This window comes from Streptomyces sp. NPDC041108 (assembly GCF_055592645.1).
Genome location: NZ_JBVIYK010000015.1, coordinates 168,737 through 190,072, shown reverse-complemented (window position 1 = coordinate 190,072; position 21,336 = coordinate 168,737). Strand labels below are relative to the sequence as shown.

Annotated in this window: 20 protein-coding genes; 8 read left to right on the top strand and 12 right to left on the bottom strand. The window is 69.0% G+C overall.

Annotated elements, in window-relative coordinates; genetic code table 11:
• Positions 1 to 89 precede the first annotated feature (89 nt).
• The 9 genes from ACZ6BB_RS33270 to ACZ6BB_RS33230 form a co-directional block, all read right to left on the bottom strand.
• Positions 90 to 1,565: an ATP-binding protein gene (locus tag ACZ6BB_RS33270; protein ID WP_471618830.1), complete on the bottom strand. Its 1,476-nt coding sequence runs from the start codon at positions 1,563 to 1,565 to the stop codon at positions 90 to 92.
• A 2-nt stretch (positions 1,566 to 1,567) separates the two neighbouring features.
• Positions 1,568 to 2,413, bottom strand: coding sequence for a bifunctional DNA primase/polymerase (locus tag ACZ6BB_RS33265; RefSeq protein ID WP_471618829.1), 846 nt, complete (start codon positions 2,411 to 2,413; stop codon positions 1,568 to 1,570).
• An 89-nt stretch (positions 2,414 to 2,502) separates the two neighbouring features.
• On the bottom strand, positions 2,503 to 2,973 hold the full coding sequence (locus ACZ6BB_RS33260; RefSeq protein WP_471618828.1) for a hypothetical protein: 471 nt from the start codon (positions 2,971 to 2,973) through the stop codon (positions 2,503 to 2,505).
• Positions 2,974 to 2,986: 13 nt separating this feature from the next.
• Entirely contained in the window at positions 2,987 to 3,451 is a 465-nt protein-coding gene (locus ACZ6BB_RS33255; protein ID WP_471618827.1) for a hypothetical protein, read from the bottom strand.
• A 207-nt stretch (positions 3,452 to 3,658) separates the two neighbouring features.
• Positions 3,659 to 5,776: an FtsK/SpoIIIE domain-containing protein gene (locus ACZ6BB_RS33250; protein ID WP_471618826.1), complete on the bottom strand. Its 2,118-nt coding sequence runs from the start codon at positions 5,774 to 5,776 to the stop codon at positions 3,659 to 3,661.
• 101 nt (positions 5,777 to 5,877) lie between these two features.
• Positions 5,878 to 6,195 (bottom strand): hypothetical protein, encoded by a 318-nt coding sequence (locus ACZ6BB_RS33245; RefSeq protein WP_471618825.1) that lies wholly within the window; start codon positions 6,193 to 6,195, stop codon positions 5,878 to 5,880.
• 64 nt (positions 6,196 to 6,259) lie between these two features.
• Positions 6,260 to 7,150: a protein spdB gene (locus ACZ6BB_RS33240; protein ID WP_471618824.1), complete on the bottom strand. Its 891-nt coding sequence runs from the start codon at positions 7,148 to 7,150 to the stop codon at positions 6,260 to 6,262.
• The gene (locus ACZ6BB_RS33235) at positions 7,147 to 7,599 is read right to left on the bottom strand and encodes a Pycsar system effector family protein (RefSeq protein WP_471618823.1); all 453 of its coding nucleotides are present in this window, start codon (positions 7,597 to 7,599) and stop codon (positions 7,147 to 7,149) included. Before ACZ6BB_RS33235 ends, ACZ6BB_RS33240 begins: the two co-directional genes overlap by 4 nt.
• Positions 7,596 to 7,862 carry a DUF6284 family protein gene (locus tag ACZ6BB_RS33230; RefSeq protein WP_471618822.1) on the bottom strand — a complete coding sequence of 89 codons (267 nt, stop codon included), beginning with the start codon at positions 7,860 to 7,862 and terminating at the stop codon, positions 7,596 to 7,598. The genes ACZ6BB_RS33235 and ACZ6BB_RS33230 overlap by 4 nt, the downstream gene beginning before the upstream one ends.
• 650 nt (positions 7,863 to 8,512) lie before the next feature.
• On the opposite strand from ACZ6BB_RS33230, the gene ACZ6BB_RS33225 reads away from it, so the two are divergent.
• Positions 8,513 to 9,337 (top strand): GntR family transcriptional regulator, encoded by an 825-nt coding sequence (locus ACZ6BB_RS33225; RefSeq protein WP_471618821.1) that lies wholly within the window; start codon positions 8,513 to 8,515, stop codon positions 9,335 to 9,337.
• Positions 9,334 to 10,002, top strand: coding sequence for a YdcF family protein (locus ACZ6BB_RS33220; protein WP_471618820.1), 669 nt, complete (start codon positions 9,334 to 9,336; stop codon positions 10,000 to 10,002). The genes ACZ6BB_RS33225 and ACZ6BB_RS33220 overlap by 4 nt, the downstream gene beginning before the upstream one ends.
• 85 nt (positions 10,003 to 10,087) lie before the next feature.
• Here the strand turns inward: ACZ6BB_RS33220 and ACZ6BB_RS33215 are convergent, their stop codons facing one another.
• The 3 genes from ACZ6BB_RS33215 to ACZ6BB_RS33205 all read right to left on the bottom strand — a co-directional run bounded on the left by ACZ6BB_RS33215 (position 10,088) and on the right by ACZ6BB_RS33205 (position 14,830).
• Complete coding sequence (locus ACZ6BB_RS33215; protein ID WP_471618819.1) at positions 10,088 to 11,368, bottom strand: DUF6414 family protein; 1,281 nt, start codon at positions 11,366 to 11,368, stop codon at positions 10,088 to 10,090.
• A gap of 77 nt (positions 11,369 to 11,445) precedes the next feature.
• Positions 11,446 to 12,672, bottom strand: coding sequence for an ATP-binding protein (locus ACZ6BB_RS33210; RefSeq protein WP_471618818.1), 1,227 nt, complete (start codon positions 12,670 to 12,672; stop codon positions 11,446 to 11,448).
• Between the two features lie 418 nt (positions 12,673 to 13,090).
• The gene (locus ACZ6BB_RS33205; RefSeq protein WP_471618817.1) at positions 13,091 to 14,830 is read right to left on the bottom strand and encodes a dolichyl-phosphate-mannose--protein mannosyltransferase; all 1,740 of its coding nucleotides are present in this window, start codon (positions 14,828 to 14,830) and stop codon (positions 13,091 to 13,093) included.
• Positions 14,831 to 14,943: 113 nt separating this feature from the next.
• Here ACZ6BB_RS33205 and rsmI point away from each other — a divergent pair, with 113 nt between their 5' ends.
• The 6 genes from rsmI to ACZ6BB_RS33175 all read left to right on the top strand — a co-directional run bounded on the left by rsmI (position 14,944) and on the right by ACZ6BB_RS33175 (position 21,275).
• On the top strand, positions 14,944 to 15,792 hold the full coding sequence (gene rsmI, locus ACZ6BB_RS33200) for a 16S rRNA (cytidine(1402)-2'-O)-methyltransferase (protein WP_471618816.1): 849 nt from the start codon (positions 14,944 to 14,946) through the stop codon (positions 15,790 to 15,792).
• A 410-nt stretch (positions 15,793 to 16,202) separates the two neighbouring features.
• The gene (locus ACZ6BB_RS33195) at positions 16,203 to 16,619 is read left to right on the top strand and encodes a hypothetical protein (RefSeq protein ID WP_471618815.1); all 417 of its coding nucleotides are present in this window, start codon (positions 16,203 to 16,205) and stop codon (positions 16,617 to 16,619) included.
• 58 nt (positions 16,620 to 16,677) lie between these two features.
• Positions 16,678 to 17,580, top strand: coding sequence for a TatD family hydrolase (locus tag ACZ6BB_RS33190; protein ID WP_471618814.1), 903 nt, complete (start codon positions 16,678 to 16,680; stop codon positions 17,578 to 17,580).
• Between the two features lie 155 nt (positions 17,581 to 17,735).
• On the top strand, positions 17,736 to 19,196 hold the full coding sequence (locus ACZ6BB_RS33185) for a ubiquitin-like domain-containing protein (protein WP_471618813.1): 1,461 nt from the start codon (positions 17,736 to 17,738) through the stop codon (positions 19,194 to 19,196).
• A 205-nt stretch (positions 19,197 to 19,401) separates the two neighbouring features.
• Positions 19,402 to 20,364: a 16S rRNA (adenine(1518)-N(6)/adenine(1519)-N(6))-dimethyltransferase RsmA gene (gene rsmA, locus ACZ6BB_RS33180; RefSeq protein ID WP_471618812.1), complete on the top strand. Its 963-nt coding sequence runs from the start codon at positions 19,402 to 19,404 to the stop codon at positions 20,362 to 20,364.
• Positions 20,361 to 21,275 (top strand): 4-(cytidine 5'-diphospho)-2-C-methyl-D-erythritol kinase, encoded by a 915-nt coding sequence (locus ACZ6BB_RS33175; protein ID WP_471618811.1) that lies wholly within the window; start codon positions 20,361 to 20,363, stop codon positions 21,273 to 21,275. The genes rsmA and ACZ6BB_RS33175 overlap by 4 nt, the downstream gene beginning before the upstream one ends.
• Positions 21,276 to 21,336 lie beyond the last annotated feature (61 nt).

The following is a 21,336-nucleotide window of genomic DNA, read 5'->3' as shown; positions in this document are numbered from 1 at the left end:
CAGTCAGGCCCCCACCATCCGCGTACCGCATAACACCGGCATACCGCAGGGATCACCCAACGTCACCACCCGAAGGCAACCCGAAAAGGTCAGTAGAACGTCTGCTGCTCGTGCAAGGTCAGGGCGGGTACGCGGGTCATCTCGATGTAGCGGCCTTCCCTGGTGCGGCCGGAGTCGATGAGGACGCCACGGGCGGCGAGGGTGGGCTGTAGGCGCTTGAGGCGGTCGGAGAGGACTTTGCCGGTGGTGGGCCAGCCCTTGGGCAGGGGGCGGCAGTCTTCGCCGCTGTAGAGGCGGGTGAGGCAGTGCAGCCACTCGGTTGAGGTCATCTGCTGCGCTGCGCCCGGTTCGAGTTCGGCGGCGTGCCGGAGCACGGTCTGCGCCAACAGGTCACCCTCGATGACGTCGTCGTTGAGGTCGTCCAGGCTGGCCCGGTAGGCGGTGAGCGCTCCGAGACCGGTCGCCGCGTCGAGCTGCGCGCACAGGTGCGCGAAGTCGGCCATGCGCAGGTCGGTGGGTGTCTCGGCCTGCACGGCGCGGACCTTGACCGTGAGGTCCAGGAGCGAGCCGAGGACGATGGGCAGTACCTCGGCGTACTCCGCCCACAGTTCCGCCTCGGTGCGCCGTACCCGGGGCCTGACGAGACGGAGGGGGAGGAGGCGTTCGGCGAGGTCGGGGCGGATGACGCCGACGTCGATGCCGGTCAGGAGCATGGGGCGCCGGTAGCGGGAGCGGACGACGTCGCCGTCGGTGAACAGCGCGCGTTTGATGCTCTCAGCGCCGGTGACGATGCAGCACATGAGGTCGGACAGGTCCGGGGGCAGGTGGGAGAGGTTGTCCAGGGCGGTGACCCATCCGGCGGCGACGGCCGTGATCATGTTCTCTTCATCCTTGGGCGCCCTGCGCAGGTCGCCGCTCATGCCCTCGATGATCCGTACGAGCATCCGGCCGCCGGTGGACTTGCCCGCTCCTTGGGGCCCGGTGAGGAACGGGGCGGGGACGGGCACGGACGGTTCCAGGCAGCCGATCAGCCAGGCGAGGGCCAGGCACTCGCTCTCGGCGTTGGCGAAGTTGCAGAGCCTGAGAAGGAGGTCGATGCCCTTGCCGTTGGTGTCGTTGGCGGGCAGGGGGAGTTCGCCGGTGAGCTGGGTGCGGCGCCAGCAGACTTCGCGGGGGTCGGGGGTGAGGATGTCCCATCCGGTGGGGTGGATGCGGACGGACTTGCCGTCGTCGCGGCCCAGGTCGAGCCACGTGGCGCCGTTGAACCCGGGGGCCACGCGGATGTGGGTGGGCTGGACGTCCTCGGTCAGTGCGAGTGCTTCGATCAAGTCCAACGCCTCCTTGAGGGCGGTGCCGTTGAACACGCCGAGTCCGTCGAGGAACAGTCCGACCATGAGTTCCTGGCGGTGACTTCCGGTCGTGCCCTGGGAGCGGATCGGGCGGGCCACGGGGTGGCCGTTGCGCTGCGCGTACACGGTCCCCTCGACGGTGCGGAAGTAGCGAAAGTGCGCCTGCGCGTAGGCGGTGATGACCTCGCGGGCCGGTGTCTTCTCGTCTTCGGACATGGTCACAGCCCCAACCGGGTCGCGGCGTTGGTCCACGCGTCGGTGCAGTGCCGCAGCGTTTCGCCCTTGGCCTGAGCGGCGGTGAACAGTCGCGTGACGTGGGTGTCGGTGAGGCAGCCGCACCGGCCGTGGGCGGACAGCACGGCGAGGAACGTCCGGTAGACGGTGGCGTGCACCGCGCTGGAGGCTTCGGTGATGCGTTGTACGGCCATGGCGATGCCACGGTCCAGATAGGTGGGAGTGCGGTGGGGGCACTGCCCCCGTCCGCCCCTCAGAGGCGAAGTGAGCGCCTCTGGCGTCCTGCGGGGCGGGGACGGCTCCTTTACGGCCAGCGCGCGCACAGCGTCCGGAAGAGCGGCCGTGGCGCCGATGACGGGACCGAGCCAACGGGCGTAGGACATCGTGGACTTGATGTCGACACCGGCGCGGACGCCGTTCACGGACCGCATGGCGCCCTGGTAGATCCAGTGCTCTCCGCGCGTGGTCGGCACGGTGAGGGTGGTGGGCAGGGTGGTGCGGGCCCAGTCGACGGCGGCGGGGTTGTCGAGGTCGACCACGGTCACCCCGGCGCCGCCGGGGTGGTAGGCGACGGCGGCGGCCTGGCGCCACACGGACGCCCAGGCGGGCGAGTTGAGGACCTGAGGGTCGGTAGTGCCGGCGGCCCAGCCGTGGCACGGGCGGGGGCAGGCGCAGGGGCCGGGGTTCTTCATGTTCGGGCGCCCGCCGCACGTGTTGTCGACGCAGTCGGGGCAGTTGCCGAACGGCACCTTCCCGGCTCGCAGGGGCAGCACGGGCACGCCGTGCGCGGCGAGGGTGAGGGCTCGCCGGAGGGGGGTCGGTTGCGTCATGCTGGGGGATCTCCAGTTCCTTGATGGTGACTGGCTGGCAAGGGCGGCCCCGCTTCTTTGGCGAGAGTGGGGGGCCGCCCTTGGCGTAGCTACTGGCCGGCGAGGGCGGCGGCGTACTGCTGGCGGACGTAGGCGCGCGGGTCGCAGATCAGACCGGGCCGGTCGCTGTCGAGCAGGAACACGGCCGCCGCGTGCGCGGTCTCGGCGGTGTCGCCGACGACGTGGTCGGACCCGGGGTCGTCGAACAGGGCGATGCGGTCGAGTAGAGCGGCTTTGCGCAGGTAGAACTCGCGATCCAGCTCGGTGTAGCACTTGGCGTCGGCGAGGGTGTGGGAGATCCATCCGATCTCGCTGTTGATGCTCGGGGCGCCCGCGTACGCCTGCTCGGGGGTGGGCCAGTCCTCGGGGTCGGGGCGGTGGTCGGCGGTGAGGTAGAGGCGGGTGCGCTTGCCGTCGCGGGTCGGGTACCGGCGCACGTCGCCGGTGGCGAACGTGGTGGTCAATGCGGTGGTGACGCGGTCGGTGTCGGCGGGGTCGCAGATGACCCGGATCTCGAACACGTAGGGCTCCTTGTCAGCCGTGGAAGTGGTTGCGCTTGATGACGGCCTTGCGGATGTGGAAGGTGGTCCCGCTCTTGGCCTCGCTGGGCTTGAAGATCTGGACGGCGACGTACCCGCCGAAGAGGACGGCGGCGAGGGTGATGAGCTGGGTGACGAACGCGGTCAGCGCGGTGATGAACGCGGTGAGCATCAGCAGTCCGCCGCACACGGCGGCGAACCCGATGCCCCCGAGTGCGATGTTCACGGCCGCGCGGGAGACGGCCGGTTTGGCGGCCACGGGCTGCGGGCGGGCGTGGTCGATGGCGTAGCCGGTAACGACCCGCCCGTCGGGGAGGACGACGGACGCGACCGCCGGGACGGTGCCCGGCTGGGCGGGCGCGAGCGGCGCCGGGTACGGCGCGGCGGGGGTGATGGGCGTGGGATGGTGGACTTCCACGGCCCGCCCGGTGGGCGGGTGGTGGCCGTTCTCGGGGTACATGCGGAATCCCTTCCGGCGGTAGACCAGGGAGGCAGGCACACCCCCTTGCCGGGGGCGTGTGGAGGGGGTTTCAGGGGTGCTGACCTGGGGTCCTCCCTGCCTCCCTGACTGATCATTTGTGCAGGTCAGGCGCAGGGAGGCGGGTCAGGGAGGGGTTCAGGGAGTTCTCCCTGCCTCCCTGACCCGCGAGGGGTGCGCTCCCTGCCTTCAGGCGGCGGAAGCGGAATCCTCGTCGCCCTGATTGGCGAGGGCGCGGGTGAGGCGGTCGCGGCCGATGACCATGCGGCCGTCGGACTTGTACGGCTCCGCGCCGGTGCCGTCGAGCACGCGCTTGAGGTCGATGAACGACCACTTGCCGTAGGCGTCCGCGTTGAGGGCGGCGAGGCGCTTGAGGACGTCCTGAGTCAGGACGCGGGAGGCGTCGCCGACGACGGTGGCGATGTCGGCGAGGGGGTCGCGGTCCTCGCCGCGGTCGATGGCGTGCAGGGTGGTGACGCCGTCCCGGAGTGCCTTGGCGCGGGCGGTGATGGCCTTGGCCGCGTCGTCGTCGATGTAGTGCGTGCGCACCGTGATGGACGACTGCCCCTTGGGGATGTCGATCCCGGAGGAGGCGACGACCAGCGTCCCCTGGTCCAGGCCCGGACGAAGCAGGTTCGGCGCGGCCCCGCCGTCGACGGCCTTGTCCCCGAGCGCCATGCGGGCCTGTGACTCGGTGCCCAGTGCGAGGGAGGCGCGGGTGTGGGCGCCCTCGCGGACCAGCTTGGGAAGGTTCTGGTCGGTGGGGTCCTGGGTGCCCTGCCACAGCAGCACGTTCACCGCGCGGCCCTGGTTGTGGAGCTTGCGGGCGGCGGTGAAGTACCGGGACTTGGCCTTGGCGCCGCCATAGGGGCGCTTGTCCTCGTCCACGGCCGGGCACATGAACGCCACCTGCGCCTCGTCCACGATCACGATCAGCGGCGGGAACACGGTGCCGGGCGGGGCCTGGAGACGGCGGTTCATCTCCTCCACCGCGCCCTCCACCATCTCGGTCACCTCGATCACGTGCTCATCGGTGGGGCCTTGGATGAGGGTGTTGGCGAGGCCGTCGAACATGGCCCAGTCGCCCACGCCTTTGAGGTCGCCCATGAGGAACTGCACCGACTTGTCGAGCGCGACCCACAGTGCGAGGGAGCGCAGGGCGACGGTCTTGCCCTGGTTCGACAGACCGGTGATGAGGAGGTGGCGCTGGTAGAGGCTGAGTGCGGCGGCGTCTCCGCGCAGGTCCTGCCCCCACGGGGCCTTGCCCTTGGCGTAGTCGGCGGTCATCGTCTCGTCGGTGACCAGCGGGGACGGGCCGATCGGCTCATCCAGCGCCCCGGAGTCGGCCACCCACAGCCGGACCGTGCGGGCGGCCTCGGGGATGGTGATGAACACTTCGTGCTCGTGCCGGGTCAGGTTCTCCGCCAGCTTGCGGCGACGCTGCTGCACCTCGTTCGTCGAGACTCCCGAGGGAAGGGTGACGTCGACCTCGATGCCGCATCCGGCGATGCGGATCGGACCGAGCATGGAGGCGCCGGCGTCGCCCATGTCCTTGATGCCCTTGCGCAGCGCGGGGACTCCGAGGTCGCGCAGTGCCTTGACCACGATGGACGGGGTGATCGGCTCACCCTCGCCCGACCGCACGTTCGCGGGAAGCGCCCACTGGGGTGCGGCTTGCTGCTTGCTGCCGACCGCCCACAGCGCGAGCAGGGCCAGGAAGGGGCCGATGGTGAGCGCCGGGCCCCACACGATCTGAACGATCCGGATCAGCAGGGCGATGAAGTCGATGGTGGCCGACAGCGGGGTGATGACGTCCCCGATGTCGCCGTTGTTGATGGCCATCACGACCCCGAGACCGACCAGAACACCGATGCTCATGCCGGTGCCGACGGCGAGTCCCTTGGCGGCCTCCACCGGGGAGTGCAGCAGGTCCATGCGGCGGTGGTGGCGGGCGGCGCGGAAGCGCTGCAGGCGCTCCTCCCACTCCTCCGCCGCTTCCAGGTTCCCCGCCGCTTCCGCCGTGCGCATCATGCGCTCGTAGCGGGACCCGGTACGGCCGTCCCACGTGCGACGGGCCACGATCCGGGCCCCGCCCACGACATAGGCGCCATGGCGGACGACCACACGGCCAGTGTTCTTCGTGCGCTCATCGGTGGCCACCTGCTTCACCGCGCGACCGGAGCGCACCCACAGCGGCACCGGCCGCGCCGGCGGGGCGTCGGGGACGACGGTGAGCACGGTCGGCGCCGTCCCGTCGTCGGTCGGGAGGTCGGTGGTCTTGCGGAGGTTGACGACGTTCTCAGACATGCTGGGAGTGCTCCTGACTGCCCCTTCAAGGGCGGGAGTTGAGGGAGACAGGCCGGGGTGGCCGTGTCCGTGGCAGGTGGTGGCCACCCCGGTACGGCTGGTCAGAACCAGCGGGAAGCCTTCTTGGCGGCCTTGGCGCGGGCGGCCTCGGTGATCAGCCGCTGACGCTCCCCGTGCAGGGCCATCAGCTCCGCGTTCAGCCGCGTCTCGGCGGCAGAGCCGATGGAGTCCATGCGGTTCTCGGCGCCGGTCGTGCTGCGGCCCTTGTGGACGCTGCGCGCGCCGTTCGCCATGGCGCGGGTCATCGAGAGACGTTCACGGCTGGTCAGCGGCCACCACTCGCCCCGGCGGACCGCTTCCAGCTTCTTCGCGGTCCGCTCGATCTCGCGGTCAAGGCGGCGGATGTCGGAGTTGCCCATGAGTCTTTGACCTTCCTCAGGCAGGAGGGATTGAGGGGATGTGCGCGGGTGCGGGCGGGGCCTGTCAGGCGACCCGCTTCCAGGCGGCCCGCAGGCGGACTTCGGAGGCGGAGTGGTTTGCGCGGAAACGGACAGCCATCTCGCGGTAGGACAGCGGGGGCGTCTGGCTGTGACGGATCTCGTCGACCAGCACGTCAAGCGCGTCATCGGTGAGCGCAGGCCCGGTCTCCAGCGCGAGCGAGGACACCGGCTCCATCGGGCCCCACACGGGCAGTTCCCACCGGGGTGTGACGTCGGGTGTGACGCGACTCGTCACGCTGGTCAGCGCCCTGCCCGTGTCCTCACCCGTCCGTGCCTTCTCCAGCGTCGACCAGGCGTCGGCGAGGGTCGCGGCGGTCTTGGACTGGACGCGTGCGACGCGTGCCCCGGCCTGCGTCACGGCCGTCAGCCGGGTCTCCTCGGTCGCCGCTTCCGCCCGCAGTCGGGCACGGGCAACGGCCGCCTCGTCGCGGGCCTCTTGCTGTATTCCCTGGATCGCGTCGAGGGCGGCGGGGGTGAGGGCGGTGCGCTCCCACAGGCTGTGGACAAGCCATAGCGCCTTGGCCGCCAGCGGCAGCCAGGCAACGGCCAGCCACGCGCCGGGGGACGCTTCGGTCGTCAGTGCGTGGGCGACCAGGACCCCGGTCGCGACGGCGCCGAAGCCCCAGCCGATTCCGGTCACCCACCAGTTGTGATCGCCCTGCGCGGCGAGGCGGCGGTCGTAGGCGAGGGTGGCCAGCCATCCCCCGTCGATGCCCAACCCGACGACCACGGCGACCTGCCACGGCATCGCCGTGCCCAGCCACAGCACGACCACGGCCAGGGTGAGCACCATGGACACCGCCGTCATCGCCACGGCCGGAAGCACCGTCCTGGCGTTCCCAACAGCGGACCGCACGGCCTTGCCCCTGCTCATGCCGCACCGCCCACCACAGCGACCAGCACCGCGAGGGCGAGCAACGCCCCGCCGGCACACGTGAGGTCGATGGCCCGGCGCAGGCCGGTGAACTTGACGACCGCGAGCCGGGACAGGCCCGCGAGGTCCGCGCTGCGGTCGACCTGCGCGAGGGTGGCGGTGATCTCGTCGGCGGTGAGCGTCGCCCACAGCGGGAAACCATGCCGGCCCTTGAGGTTCGGCCGCACCGCCCGCAGCAGCAGACCAGCCGCTACGGCCAGCACCACCATCCCGGCCCCGCCCACGATGTACGCCGGCAGGTTCAGCGGGGTGTCCTTGGCGACCGTCCACGCACCGGCCAGCACCGCGCCGATGAATGCCAGCAGCAGACCGGTCTTCGTGTCCGTCCGCGCGATCTCCGCCTTGACCTCGGCGTGTGCGGCGGTCAGGTTCTGGTCGGTGGCGTTCACGCGGCACCGCCCGCCGTGCTGTTGGCGGTGCGGTTGAGCAGGTCCCGGCGGGCGGCCAGCACCTTATTCCGGGCCCGGCGGACGCGGCGGGCGTCCAGCTCGTTCGGGGCGTGGTCGAGAGTGATGATCTGCGCGTCCAACAGGTCGACCTCCGCCAGGATCAGCGGGGACTCCTGCTCGATCGCGTCCAGCTCGGCATCCGTCGGCTCGATCCAGTCGGCGAACGCGGTAACAACGTCCTGAACAGTGACGATGGGACTCATTGGGTCGTGTTCCTCTCACAGAGTTGAGCGGCCCGAACAGCGGTCCCGGTGTTCCAGCACCGGGGCCGCGCGCCGTTGAAGTCGGAACATCCGGCTCCCCTCGACCTCGCCCGTATGAGCCCCGCGCGGCACGCGGGCCCGGACGGGCGAGGCAGGCAACCGGCCGCCGCATTCACCGCGCGGCGGAAGTGGTCGGGTGACGCGTTGGGGATGCCGTCGCGCCGGTCCAGCGGGACGGCCCCAAAGGTCTTCGACGGGTCATGGGGACCTCCGATCGGAGACGAAGGGAGTCCGAGGACTTCACCGGCGCCGTTGCCACGGCCGTCCGGTCCCGAGCCTCGAAGGTGTCGGGGCGCCCTATTCGCACTGCTCGGCGCCAGCAGAACGACCGCGAGCGGCCGTCGACGGTCCTCACCCGGCCGTCACGGGGACGGGGACTCAGCCCCGTCGAACTTGACTCCCTGTTGAGTTCTCAAAGAACGACCAGCTCAGGGCCCCAACTGCACGAGCTATCCCAAACCGACAAGCCATGGAGACAGCCCAAAGAAGACCTCTCCGACCCGCTGTCCTAGGACTGCGAGCGGCCTGAGATGAGAATGCACCGCAGTCCTAGGACTGTCAACAGTCCTAGGACTGTGTGCTTCACTGGGATGTGTCGAGAGGAGTGCTGCGTGGCACCGAAAGCCCCGAAGTGGCGGGACCTGGCCGACCGCTTCGGCCAGCAGATCAGGAACGGCGACTACGAGCCTGGCCAGCAGCTTCCGCAGATCCGGGAGCTTGTGGAGGCGGGCGAAGGTTCAAAGGAGACGGTCCACCGGGCGTACAAGGCGCTTGAAGCCGAGGGCCTGGTGACCATGACTCGCGGTCACGGCACCGTCGTGCGCCCGAAGTCTCCGCTCAAGCGTCTCGGTATCGCCCGGTATGACAAGGCGAAGTGGCGGGACGGCGACGAGGTCGCGTTCATCGCGGACCGCGTGGCGTCCGGTCGCACCTACAGCCGGAACGAGCAGACCCAGAGCGTCAGCCGAGTGAAGGCGCCGGCGTCCGTGGCCGAAGCCCACGGGCTCCCCGAGGGTGCGGACGTCTACGCGCGCGCCCGGCTCGTGAAGGAAGGCACCCAACCCACCCACACTCTGACCAGCTACTACCGCCCCGAGCACGTGGAAGGCACGCGCATCGTCGACCCGGCCCCGGGCCCGGCCGGTCGTGGCGGTGGCTTCCGTGTCCTCTATGACGCCGGGTACGAGATCGACCACATGCGCGAGGAACTGTTCGCGCGCGTGCCTACCGCCGAAGAGGCTCAGCTACTCCAGCTCTCGCCGGGGGAGTGGGTGGTAGAACTGCACCGCACCACGTACACGGCGGACGGCACGGTCGTAGAGTTCGCCGTCGGAGTCCACGCGGCATCGCGCTTCGCGTGGTCGTACGACTTCAAGGTCCCCGACTCGGCAGCAACGGAGGGCGAGAGCAAGTGATCTCGGCTCAGGCATGGGCGGACGCTCAGCGGCTCTGGGACTTCCAGCAGATGGGCCATGAGCCGCGCCCGTGCTCGGTCGCCGTCGGACTCGGCAGCCATGACCTCGGGGTGGCCGACGCCACCGCAGATCTCTTTCACCGGGGCATGGCGCCGATCGTCCTCTTCACAGGAGCGACCAGCCGCACCACACGCGACCGCATGCCGCGCGGGGAGGCTGAGCACTACCGCGAGCGGGCGATGGAACTGGGGGTGCCGGCTGAGGCGATCCTCGTTGAGCCGTGGGCCCGGAACACAGGAGAGAACATCCGCTTCTCCCGTGCACTCCTCGAAGAGCGCGGGGCCGTCGTGTCCTCCGTCCTACTGGTCAGCAAGCCGTACGAGGAACGACGGGCCTACGCGACCGCCCGCAAACTGTGGCCCGAAGTCGAGTGGGTCAGCGCGTCCACACCTATGACCCTGGCTGACTACGTCGACTCGATCGGAGACGCACACCTGGTCATCGACATGTTGGCCGGTGCCCAGCAGCGGCTCATGATCTACCCGCAGCAAGGGTTCATGATCGAGCAGCGCGTACCCGAGGACGTGGCCGCAGCTTACGAGCGCCTGTGTGACGCCGGGTTCACCAGTCGACTTGTGGCAGACACTGCCGAGCGGAAGCGATAGCACCGAACGACTGCGGCAAAAGTCGATGCAATAATCTTCCGCTCTGCTTGAGGCGCAGCGCGTACTTATGTCCGATCCGCTTGCATCACCAGTAGATAGCGATGACCTCGGAATCGAGGAACCTAGCTGTCTCAGTAGTTGATGAGGGTGTCGTGCCTGAGGGCTGCAAAGCGAGACCGCGCCTCAATCCCACTCGACTTCGTGCTTGTGACCGCAGTCTTGCAGCTTCTTCTGCTTCCAGAGTCAAACCATGTCGAGACGCCATATAGTCCGCAATTCTTCCGAAGGCGGATCTTTCTTCAGGCAAATCGCTAGACAATAGATGTGAATTTTCTCTTGCGATTCTGCGTACTTCGCTCATCGCGGCTTCATCCAATTGAACTTCGCCTCGACCTGCTATCAGCTCGGCGAATACAGCAAGAACCTCGCCGTCTTGTGCCATTTCGCCGGACCCTTGCGGGTTGCTCATCATCGCTTGCAATGCGTCAGTGCCGAAACTGTTCATCATTTCAGAGAACTCAGGCAGCAGAGAACCGACCATATCGGCGAGTTTTACAGCGTTCCAGGATTGCTGCAGTCCAACCTTATTGAGTCGACATAGAATCCTGACTTCTGCATTAGAAAAGAGGATACGCCGAGTGTCCTTCCAGTACAGGTCTTGCTCGGTAACGCCTACAAGGTAGGCTGGGTAAGAGCTAGGCCTCTCCGTCGCTGGAATAGCTGCTAGAGCCCTTTGATGAATCAGGTATTCACCTGCTGCGGTGGGTACTGCTCGATAGTCAATCAATCGACATCGGATTGGAATCAGGCCCACTCTGAGCCTTTCGAGAATTGTATTGAACTCCCGCACCTTGGCCGCTTGAGTTTGGTCTACTTGCCCTGCTAGTTCCTCACTGTCCGTAATCATGTCGAGAAAGCTTGAAAAGAATGCACTGACACGAAAAATTGGGTCTGCCTGGAGTTCGACCTCAACTTCAATCAGGTCTCCGCGGCGCAAGTGTTCTGGGCCTATGAACCATGGAGATTCGCTATTCCGCTCCGGGTAGCGGAGGAAGCTGAGGACCTGGCCTTGGGGCGGATATTCCTTCGCAGTAGAGATTGGTGATAGTGCCAGCTTCCCTTGCTCGCTGCGATACAAGTCCCTGAAGGTTGCCTGAATCGTCGCTTTCCTCAGCACTTGACGATCGCTGGTGTGCGAGGTCTCAAGAAGTGAACCCCCAGTAACCTTGACTACCTTAAGGTCGGACTCGACGCCTCTTGTCGCCTCCGTGCGCGTAGTAGATGACATGGTGTCGGTGATCTCCGAAGGGATGGCACCCTGGCGTGATGAGAGGAGGCTCGTAACGCTCACTTCATCCAGATACATGAACTCTCTAAGAGGGTTCTCCTCTCGCTGTACTTTATTTCTGACTCGTCGCCACCACGACCTCAATCGCTTCCACATCAGTTAGTTCCCTTCTCGCTCATTGCTCGCTCTTCCTGCTTACGCGCTCTCTGCTTCGCGACTTGTTGAAAACCTCCACGATAGTCCTCAGTGAGAATCATATCTCTGTCATCCGTAACGGCGAACAAAGCCGCCTCGCTCCAAATCGCTACTAGTTCGGCCGGTGACCACCCTTCGGTCTCTGCGGCGATTTCAGCGTGGGGTAGCCCCTTGTCGACTCCTTTAGGTTGCGTCCTCTGCAGGATTGCCTCCCTGTCTTCTTCGTTCGGCAACGGAAAGTGAATCTCCCAGTCAAAACGTCCTGGTCGCCTTAGGGCTGAGTCGATATCCTGGGGCCTGTTTGTCGTGGCAATGACGACAACATTTTCGTCTTTCTTGAAACCGTCCATCGATGCCAAAAGCTGTCCGACGATCCTTCTTGAGGCCTCGTGAGATTCATCGGATCTTTGAGTGGCCAAACTGTCAATTTCATCGAAGAAGATGATCGCCTTTTCTTGTCGAGCGGCGTCCTCGAAAATTTTCCTGATCAGCTCCTCGCTCTGTCCCAGCCATTTGTTCATGATCTGTGGGCCACTGATTTGATAGAAAGTAGCCTTCGATCTACTTGCAATGATTCTGGCGAGAAGCGTTTTTCCGGTTCCAGGTCCTCCGGTAAACAGGACGCCTTTGATGGGTCTCGCGCCAATCTTCATCAGCTTCTCGTGATGCTCGAGCGGAGTTTCAATCAACTCTTTTGCCCTAGTCACGATCCTTGGAGATCCTGCGAAGTCTTCGAAGGAGTGGTCGCTACTCGGACCCTCCTTGAAGCTATTGATTACCGCATCATCGACGTCCGGTTGATCGATGTAGCGGATTGGGTGATGGGAGATGACTCGGATAATGTTTTCTTGTCCGGTCCCTTCAACGGTATTACCTACTTCCAGCTCCACTCCTTTTGGTAGGGGCATCATATGCAAGCTGCTGCCGATTTCTACTACAACCTCTTCCTTCTGGATCAACTTGACTACGCCCACCCATGGCTTTTCCTTTGGCCATTTTTCGGTGGAGGTTGCTTCGATGGTGCCGTCAGTGACGAGGACTATGGTTCCGGCTGGAAATTCCGCTGGCTCTTCAGAGAGGAAGACTGCCGTGTTTCCGTTCACGAACTCGACGTGTACACATCGACCGTCATCGCTCAAGAGTTTGACTCGCCCTAGATTCATTGCTGAGTCGTATTCCCAGATCACAGACAAGCTCCTTCTCCTAGGGCTACAACCTGAGCTAGCGGGCCTAGACGGTTGCCGTCGAAGCTTGCAGTGTCGCGGCTCGACAACACCAGCAACGCTGGTGACTGAGAATCTAGCGGTGAGCGCTGACAACGAGGTGTACCCAGCAGTGGCCAGACGCTGTGCCCATGCGCGCCTGACTGCAGGTTGAGTCCAGAAGTTGTGGTCTCCTCTAGCCGGGAGGAGACTGTGGGGCTCAGCGTGCGGCGCAGCTTTCGAGCAGCTCAGACTAGGTGCATAGCGTGATCTATAAGTCTGTTGAGCACCGCAGTTGGGCCGTCACCGGGCCGTCCGAGGGGGACCAACGACGGCCGCTAACGACCAACGTCGACCACGAGGGCGCGGCAGTCTGCCGCGCCCTCGTGGTGTGTCTGCCCAGCTAGACCCAGGTATCCAGCCACATCCGCGACCGCCACGAGTCGATCGGGATGGGCTGCCCGGTGTAGAGGGGCCAGAAGTAGATGAAGTTCCAGGCGATCAGGAGGACCAGGACACCCGCGCCCGCGGCGCCGGCCACGCGACGGCGTTCCGGGGCGCCGGGGGGACCGAGGATGGCGCCGACCATCATCGTGACCGCCAGGCAGAGGAACGGCAGGAAGACGACGGCGTAGAAGAAGAAGATCGTGCGCTCCTGGTACATGAACCAGGGCAGATAGCCGGCGGCGGCACCGCAGGCGATCGCGCCGGCGCGCCAGTCGCGGCGGAAGAACCAGCGCCACAGGACGTAGAGGACCGCGAAGGCGGCCGCCCACCACAGCAGGGGCGTGCCGATGGCGAGGACCTCGCGGGCGCACTTGTCGGCGGTGTCGACCGCGCAGCCGTCGTTGCCGGGGGACGGGGACTCGTAGAAGTACGAGACCGGGCGGCCCAGGACGATCCAGCTCCACGGGTTCGACTGGTACGTGTGCGGGGACGACAGCCCGATGTGGAACTCGTAGACCGCGTGTTCGTAGTGCCACAGGCTGCGCAGCCAGTCCGGGAGCCAGGCGAACCAGCCGCCCTTGCCCTCCGTCACGGCCCAGTTGCGGTAGTAGCCGCCGGTGCCGTCGTCCGGGGAGAGGATCCAGCCCGTCCAGGAGACCAGATAGGTGACGATCATGACCGGGACCGTGGAGAGGAACGCCAGGCCGAGGTCGCGCTGGAGCGTGGCGATCAGCGGCCGGCGGGCCCCGGCGACCTTGCGGGCCGCGTAGTCCCAGAGCACCGTCATGATCCCGAAGAACACCAGGAAGTACAGGGCGTTCCACTTGGTGCCCAGGGCCAGGCCCAGGCAGAGACCGGCCAGCCAGCGGTACGGGCGCCACCCCAGGCGGGTCGTCTCGGCGATGAGGGCATCGGGGCGTACCACCCCGTCGCCGTCCCGGGGGAGGGCGGCGGCCAGGCGTTGCCGTGCCTTGTCGCGGTCGACGACCAGACAGCCGAACGCGGCCAGCACGAAGAACATCAGCACTTGGTCCAGCAGCGCGGTGCGGCTCATCACGAAGTGCAGGCCGTCCACCGCCATCAGCGCTCCCGCCAGGCAGCCGAGGAACGTCGAACGGAAGATCCGGCGGCCGATCCGGCACAGCATCAGCACGGAGAGCGTGCCGAGCAGAGCCGTCATGAAACGCCAGCCGAACGGGTCGAACCCGAACATCAGCTCGCCCAGACCGATCACGTACTTGCCGACCGGGGGGTGGACCACGTAGGCCGCCTCCGTCGGGATGGGCACGTTCCCGTTGTTCTGGAGGATCAGCTCGTTGGCGTTCTTCGCCCAGTTGACCTCGTACCCGCGGTGGACGAGCGCCCACGCGTCCTTCGCGTAGTACGTCTCGTCGAATATCACCGCCCTGGGGCTGCCCAGGTTGTAGAACCGCGTCAGCCCGGCGAACAGCGTCACCAGCAGCGGACCGCCCCACGCCGACCACCGGACCAGGCGCGCCGCGCCCTTCTCGCGCAGCCCGAGCGCGGCCCACACCCGTGGCCCCGGCCGGGTGTACGGGGGTACCAGCCGGGTGCGGACGTCGCCTCTGGGTGGCGCCGCGTAGCCGAATCGGCGCAGGCGGTGCTGCCACGACGGCCGCTGGTCCTGGGTGGCCTGGTCCTGCCGGGTGTCCGTGGAGGACGCGGTACTGGTCACCGCGCCATCGTAGGGAACACGGCTGTGGGAGTCCCGTGGGACGGGAATCCGGGCCTGGCGTCGCCGCCGGTCCCGCGCCCCGCCGACGGCTCCGCCCCTGGGAGGATGGGGGTGTGACTGGAATCCTTGTGTTGGCAGGTACCCCCATCGGTGATGTCGCGGACGCGCCGCCCCGGCTCGCCGAGGAACTGGCCGGTGCGGACGTGGTCGCCGCCGAGGACACCCGGCGGCTGCGGCGGCTCACCCAGGCGCTCGGGGTGCAGCCGGGCGGGCGGATCGTCTCCTACTTCGAGGGCAACGAGGCCGCGCGCACGCCGGAACTCGTCGAGGCGCTGGTGGGCGGGGCGCGGGTGTTGCTGGTCACGGACGCGGGCATGCCGTCCGTCTCCGACCCCGGGTACCGGCTCGTCGCCGCGGCCGTGGAGAAGGACATCCGCGTCACCGCCGTACCGGGGCCCTCGGCCGTGCTCACCGCGCTCGCGCTGTCCGGGCTGCCCGTCGACCGGTTCTGCTTCGAGGGGTTCCTGCCGCGCAAGGCCGGGGAGCGGCTGGGGCGGCTGCGCGAGGTCGCCGAGGAGCGGCGCACGCTCGTCTACTTCGAGGCCCCCCACCGCCTGGACGCCACCCTCACGGCGATGGCCGAGGCCTTCGGCGCGCAGCGGCGGGCCGCCGTGTGCCGCGAGCTGACCAAGACGTACGAGGAGGTCAGGCGGGGGCCCCTCGGGGAGCTGGCCGAGTGGGCGGCGGCCGGGGTGCGCGGTGAGATCACCGTCGTGGTCGAGGGGGCGCCGGAGAAGGGGCCGGAGGAGCTGGACGCGGCGGAGCTGGTGCGGCGGGTCCGGGTGCGGGAGGAGGCCGGGGAGCGGCGCAAGGAGGCGATCGCCGCGGTGGCGGTGGAGGCGGGGCTGCCCAAGAGGGAGGTCTTCGACGCGGTGGTCGCGGCGAAGAGGGCTGCGCCGTAGGGACGTGGGGTGGGGTGGCGTGGGGTGCGTTGTCGGGGGCCGGGCCGGTGGGGCTGGTCGCGCAGTTCCCCGCGCCCCTGGGGAGCAGGGGCCGCGCCCCGTGCTTCTCGGGCCCGCAGGGGCCTGGGCTTTCGGGGGCGCGGGCACTGCGCGGGAAGCCCCGCCGGCGCGCATCCGCCGACGTATCTGCCCCCCCACCCCCCGACGCGCCCCGCACCACACGCCCCCGCGCCCCATGCCCCGGCAAAGCAGAGCAAAGCACAGCCCTCGCGCGGACGGCCTTCCCACAAGGGCGGGCCAAAACGGCTTCAACAGTCGGCAGGTGGGGTGCACTCCAGGTCCGTCGAGGAGTCCTATGGGTGCAGAGGACGTACTCGTCCTCGACGCCCAGCGGACCAGAGGAGCTGGCAATGACCGAGATCGCAGAGCGCGCAGTGCTGCGCGACACCGCCACCGCCGTCGTTCACGAGTCCTACTCGTTCGCCTGCATGCGCTGCGGGCACGGCTGGGAGCAGTCGTACGAGATCGAGCACCACAACGACGCCCAGGGCCGCGACTTCGTGATGTACGTGGCCGACGGCAAGGTCGTGCCGTCCCCGCTCTCCCGGCCGGCGTGCCAGAACTGCGACGGTCATGTCGTACGGATCATGCGGGCCGGCCAGGTGTCGTCGGTCCGGGACGCCGAGCACCGGCGCCACGTGCCGAAGCCGCGCGCGGCTTCGGCGGACGCGCCGGACGCGGCGGACACCGGGGCGGCGGATGCCGGGGAACACCACCACTGGCACTTCTCCGACCTGCTGCACCCGTTCCACCGCAAGGCGAGCTGACCCTCCCCCAGCGAGCCTGGAGGGCATGCCCCGATCGTGCGATTCGTAGGATCGGGGCATGTCTTCGAACGACTCCGGCAACGCGTCCGGCAAGAACGACAGGAACGCCGCGCCCCCGCTCCCCGAACCCCTGCGGGTACCGGTCGCGGATTCGCACACCCATCTGGACATGCAGTCCGGCACGGTCGAGGAGGGCCTCGCGAAGGCCGCCTCCGTCGGGGTGACCACGGTCGTCCAGGTCGGCTGCGACATCAAGGGCTCCCGCTGGGCCGCCGAGACGGCCGCACGGTTCGAGGCCGTGCACGCGACGGTCGCCCTGCACCCCAACGAGGCGCCCCGGATCGTGCACGGCGACCCGGACGGCTGGTCCCGGCAGGGCGCGCGAACCCCCGGCGGTGACGCGGCACTCGACGACGCGCTCGCCGAGATCGACCGGCTGGCCGCGCTGCCGCAGGTCAAGGGGGTCGGGGAGACGGGCCTGGACTACTTCCGGACCGGACCGGAGGGCAAGGCCGCCCAGGAACGGTCCTTCCGCGCGCACATCGAGATCGCCAAGCGGCACGGCAAGGCGCTGGTCATCCACGACCGCGACGCCCACGACGACGTGTTGCGGGTCCTGAAGGAGGAGGGCGCTCCCGAGCGGACCGTCTTCCACTGCTACTCGGGTGACGCCGAGATGGCCGCGGTCTGCGCCGAGCACGGCTACTTCATGTCCTTCGCCGGGAACATGACCTTCAAGAACGCCCAGCCGCTGCGCGACGCCCTCGCCGTCGCGCCTCTCGACCTCGTCCTCGTCGAGACCGACGCGCCCTTCCTGACACCCGCGCCGTACCGCGGACGGCCCAACGCGCCGTATCTCATTCCGGTCACGGTCCGGGCGATGGCCGCGGTGCGGGGCATCGGCGAGGACGCCCTGGCGACGGCGATCGCGGCGAACACGGCGAGGGCGTTCGATTACTGACGGATCACGCTCCGTAGGCCGTCCGGGGGGCCCAAAAAGATGATCAGTGGCCCGTGTCGCGACACTGCGTGACCACGTTGCTTTGGAGGGTGACCGAAGTCCGCTAGGTTCACGTCGCCCGACCCGGACCCGGATCCCCTCTGGAGCGTGTCGTCGTGAGTAACGTGCAGTCGTCGTCGTACGAGACCTACGAGAGCCATGGCCCGGACGGTACGAGCCGGCCGCCGGTCGCGCACGAGGCCGGGACACTGCCGTACGGGACCGGAACACCGCCGTACGGGGCCGAGGCGGAGACCCTGGCGTACGGCGCCGGGACGTCACCGTACGAGGCGGAGACCCTGCCGTACGGGGTCTACGCGGACACCTACCGGCCCGCCTACGCCGCCCAGGCCGCCCACGCGGCCCGAAGCGCCCCCGGCGCGCCCGCGGAGCCGGTCGGGCCGTTCCCGGGGAACGGTGTGCCGGCCGAGGGCGGCCGGGGCGGCTCTCGGCGGGCCGTGCGGCGCAGACGGGCCGCCGACCGGCCCGGTTCGCTGCGGCGGCTGGTCCCGCAGGCGCTGGTGGTGGCGTTCCTCGCGGGCGGGACCTCCGCGTTCGTCGCGAAGGACAAGGCGATCGAGCTGACCGTCGACGGGCGGCCGCGCACCCTGCACACCTTCGCCGACGACGTCTCCGAACTGCTCGCCGACGAGGGGGTCGCCTTCGGCGCCCACGATGTCGTCGCCCCCGCCCCCGGTACCGCGCTGAGCAGCGGCGACGAGGTCGCCGTCCACTACGGGCGGCCCGTCGCCCTCACCCTGGACGGCCGGCGGCGCGAGGTCTGGACGACCGCCCGCACGGTGGACGGGGCGCTTCAGCAGCTCGGGGTGCGTGCGGAGGGCGCGTACGTCTCGACCTCGCGCTCCCGGCGGATCGGGCGTCAGGGGCTGGAGCTGGACGTCCGTACCGAGCGCACCGTCACGATCATGGCGGACGGGCGGACGAGGACGATCCGTACGAACGCGGCGACCGTGGGGGAGGCGGTGGAGCAGGCCGGGGTCACCCTGCGCGGCGAGGACACCACCTCGGTCGAGTGGTCGAGCTTTCCCCGGGACGGACAGACGGTGACCGTGCTGCGGGTGACCGGGTCCACGGAGGTGCGCGAGGTGCCGATCCCGTTCCGGGTGCACCGCACCGAGGACCCGTCCCTCTTCCGGGGCACGGAGGTCGTCGAGCGGGCCGGCCGGCCGGGCACCCGCCGCATCACCTACGCGCTCCGCACGGTCAACGGGGTCCGGCAGCGGCCGCGGCTGGTGCGCACGGAGGTCGTGCGGGAGCCGCGGGACCAGGTCGTGAAGGTCGGGACGAAGGCGATGCCCACCTCCGTGGCGGGGGCGGAGGGGCTGAACTGGGCGGGGCTGGCGGCGTGCGAGTCCGGGGGGCGGCCGAACGCGGTGGATTCCTCCGGGACGTACGGGGGGCTGTACCAGTTCGACACCCGGACCTGGCAGAGCCTCGGCGGCAGCGGCCGGCCGCAGGACGCGTCCGCGGGTGAGCAGACGATGCGGGCGAAGAAGCTGTACGTGCAGCGGGGGGCGAGTCCTTGGCCGCATTGTGGGGCGCGGTTGCGGGGGTGAGGGCGCGGTTGCCGGTCCGGGGCGCCTTGGGGGTGGGGGGCGGGGTTCGGTGCGTCGGCGGGTGCGGGTGCGTCGTGGTTGCTCGCGCAGTTCCCCGCGCCCCCGGACGCAGGGGCCGCGCCCCATGCCTTTCAGCCCCGCGAGGGCCTGGGCTCACAGGCCCGCAGGGCCGTGTCCTTCAGGGGCGCCCCGTACCCTGGGTGCCGTGAGTAGCCCCCCCGACGCCCTCCTCGGCCCCGCAGACATCCGTGAACTCGCGGCAGCGCTCGGCGTGCGCCCCACCAAGCAGCGCGGCCAGAACTTCGTGATCGACGCCAACACGGTCCGCCGTATCGTGCGGACCGCGGGCGTCCGCCCGCAGGACACCGTCGTCGAGGTGGGCCCGGGTCTCGGTTCGCTCACCCTCGCGCTGCTGGAGACGGCCGACCGGGTCACGGCCGTCGAGATCGACGACGTCCTCGCCGCCGCGCTCCCCGCCACCATCGCCGCCCGCCTGCCCACCCGCGCCGCCCGCTTCGCCCTCGTGCACTCGGACGCGATGCACGTGACCGAGCTTCCCGGCCCCCCGCCCACGGCGCTCGTCGCCAACCTCCCGTACAACGTCGCCGTCCCCGTGCTGCTGCACATGCTGGACACCTTTCCCAGCATCGAGCGCACCCTCGTGATGGTCCAGGCGGAGGTCGCCGACCGGCTCGCCGCCGGGCCGGGCTCGAAGGTGTACGGCGTGCCGTCGGTGAAGGCGAACTGGTACGCGGAGGTCAAGCGCGCCGGGTCGATCGGGCGGAACGTCTTCTGGCCGGCGCCGAACGTCGACAGCGGGCTCGTCTCGCTGGTCCGCCGGACCGAGCCGGTCAAGACCACCGCCGCCAGACGGGAGGTGTTCGCGGTCGTCGACGCGGCGTTCGCCCAGCGGCGCAAGACGCTGCGGGCCGCCCTCGCCGGATGGGCCGGCAGCGCGGCCGCCGCCGAGGCCGCCCTCGTCGCCGCCGGTGTCTCCCCGCAGGCCCGCGGCGAGTCCCTGACCGTGGAGGAGTTCGCGGCCATCGCCGAAAACCGCGTCACCGAGAACGCCACCGGCACCGGCACCGCCGACAGCACCGCAACCGGCACCGGCACCGCCGACAGCACCGGCACCCGCACCCACACCGAGGAGCGCCACCAGTCGTGAGCGTCACCGTTCGCGTCCCCGCCAAGGTCAATGTGCAGCTCGCGGTCGGTGGCCCCCGGCCCGACGGCTTCCACGACCTGGCCAACGTCTTCCTCGCCGTCGGACTGTACGACGAGGTCACCGCGACGCCCGCCGACGAACTGACCGTCACCTGCGCGGGCCCCGGCGCCGACCAGGTCCCCCTGGACCGGACGAACCTCGCCGCGCGGGCCGCGCTCGCGCTGGCGGAACGCCACGGCGTCGAGCCGGCCGTCCATCTGCACATCGCCAAGGACATCCCGGTCGCCGGCGGTATGGCCGGCGGCAGCGCGGACGCGGCCGGCGCGCTCCTCGCCTGCGACAGGCTGTGGGGCACGAACGCCTCGCGCGACGAACTCCTCGACATCTGCGCCGAGTTGGGCAGTGACGTGCCGTTCAGCCTGGTGGGCGGGGCGGCCCTCGGGACCGGTCGGGGCGAGCAGCTCCAGCCCCTCGACGTGGGCGGAACCTTCCACTGGGTGTTCGCCGTGGCCGACGGCGGGCTCTCCACGCCCGCCGTCTACCGCGAGTTCGACCGGCTGCACGCGCACGACGCCGTCCCCGAGCCCGTCGCCTCCCAGATCCTGCTGGACGCCCTCGCCAAGGGGGACGCCGACGCGCTCGCGGCCTTCCTGCCGGACTCCAACGGCCTCCAGCCCGCGGCGCTCTCGCTCTTCCCGAAGCTGGCCGGCACCCTCACCGCCGGCCGCGCGGCCGGCGCGCTCGCCGCGCTCGTCTCCGGCTCGGGCCCGACCACGGCCTTCCTCGCCCGGGACGCCGACGCGGCCCGCACCGTCGCCGAGGGGCTGCTCGCGTCCGGTACGTGCCGGACGGCGCGGGTGGCCGTCTCACCCGCGCCGGGGGCGACCGTCGTCGAGGACACCCGAAGCTAGGTACTCAGACGTGAGGTGAGTACGGGAGCGCTGACGCCCGACCGGGTGCCGGCGCGACCGT

Excerpts from the sequence above, each read along its gene's own strand:
- ACZ6BB_RS33245 (WP_471618825.1), bottom strand. The coding sequence starts at position 6,195 with ATGGGCAACTCCGACATCCGCCGCCTTGACCGCGAGATCGAGCGGACC.
- ACZ6BB_RS33215 (WP_471618819.1), bottom strand. The coding sequence starts at position 11,368 with ATGTATCTGGATGAAGTGAGCGTTACGAGCCTCCTCTCATCACGCCAG.
- ACZ6BB_RS33195 (WP_471618815.1), top strand. The coding sequence starts at position 16,203 with ATGACCGAGATCGCAGAGCGCGCAGTGCTGCGCGACACCGCCACCGCC.
- ACZ6BB_RS33230 (WP_471618822.1), bottom strand. The coding sequence starts at position 7,862 with ATGAGTCCCATCGTCACTGTTCAGGACGTTGTTACCGCGTTCGCCGAC.
- ACZ6BB_RS33190 (WP_471618814.1), top strand. The coding sequence starts at position 16,678 with ATGTCTTCGAACGACTCCGGCAACGCGTCCGGCAAGAACGACAGGAAC.
- ACZ6BB_RS33250 (WP_471618826.1), bottom strand. The coding sequence starts at position 5,776 with ATGTCTGAGAACGTCGTCAACCTCCGCAAGACCACCGACCTCCCGACC.
- ACZ6BB_RS33225 (WP_471618821.1), top strand. The coding sequence starts at position 8,513 with ATGTGTCGAGAGGAGTGCTGCGTGGCACCGAAAGCCCCGAAGTGGCGG.
- ACZ6BB_RS33265 (WP_471618829.1), bottom strand. The coding sequence starts at position 2,413 with ATGACGCAACCGACCCCCCTCCGGCGAGCCCTCACCCTCGCCGCGCAC.
- ACZ6BB_RS33270 (WP_471618830.1), bottom strand. The coding sequence starts at position 1,565 with ATGTCCGAAGACGAGAAGACACCGGCCCGCGAGGTCATCACCGCCTAC.
- ACZ6BB_RS33240 (WP_471618824.1), bottom strand. The coding sequence starts at position 7,150 with ATGAGCAGGGGCAAGGCCGTGCGGTCCGCTGTTGGGAACGCCAGGACG.
- ACZ6BB_RS33255 (WP_471618827.1), bottom strand. The coding sequence starts at position 3,451 with ATGTACCCCGAGAACGGCCACCACCCGCCCACCGGGCGGGCCGTGGAA.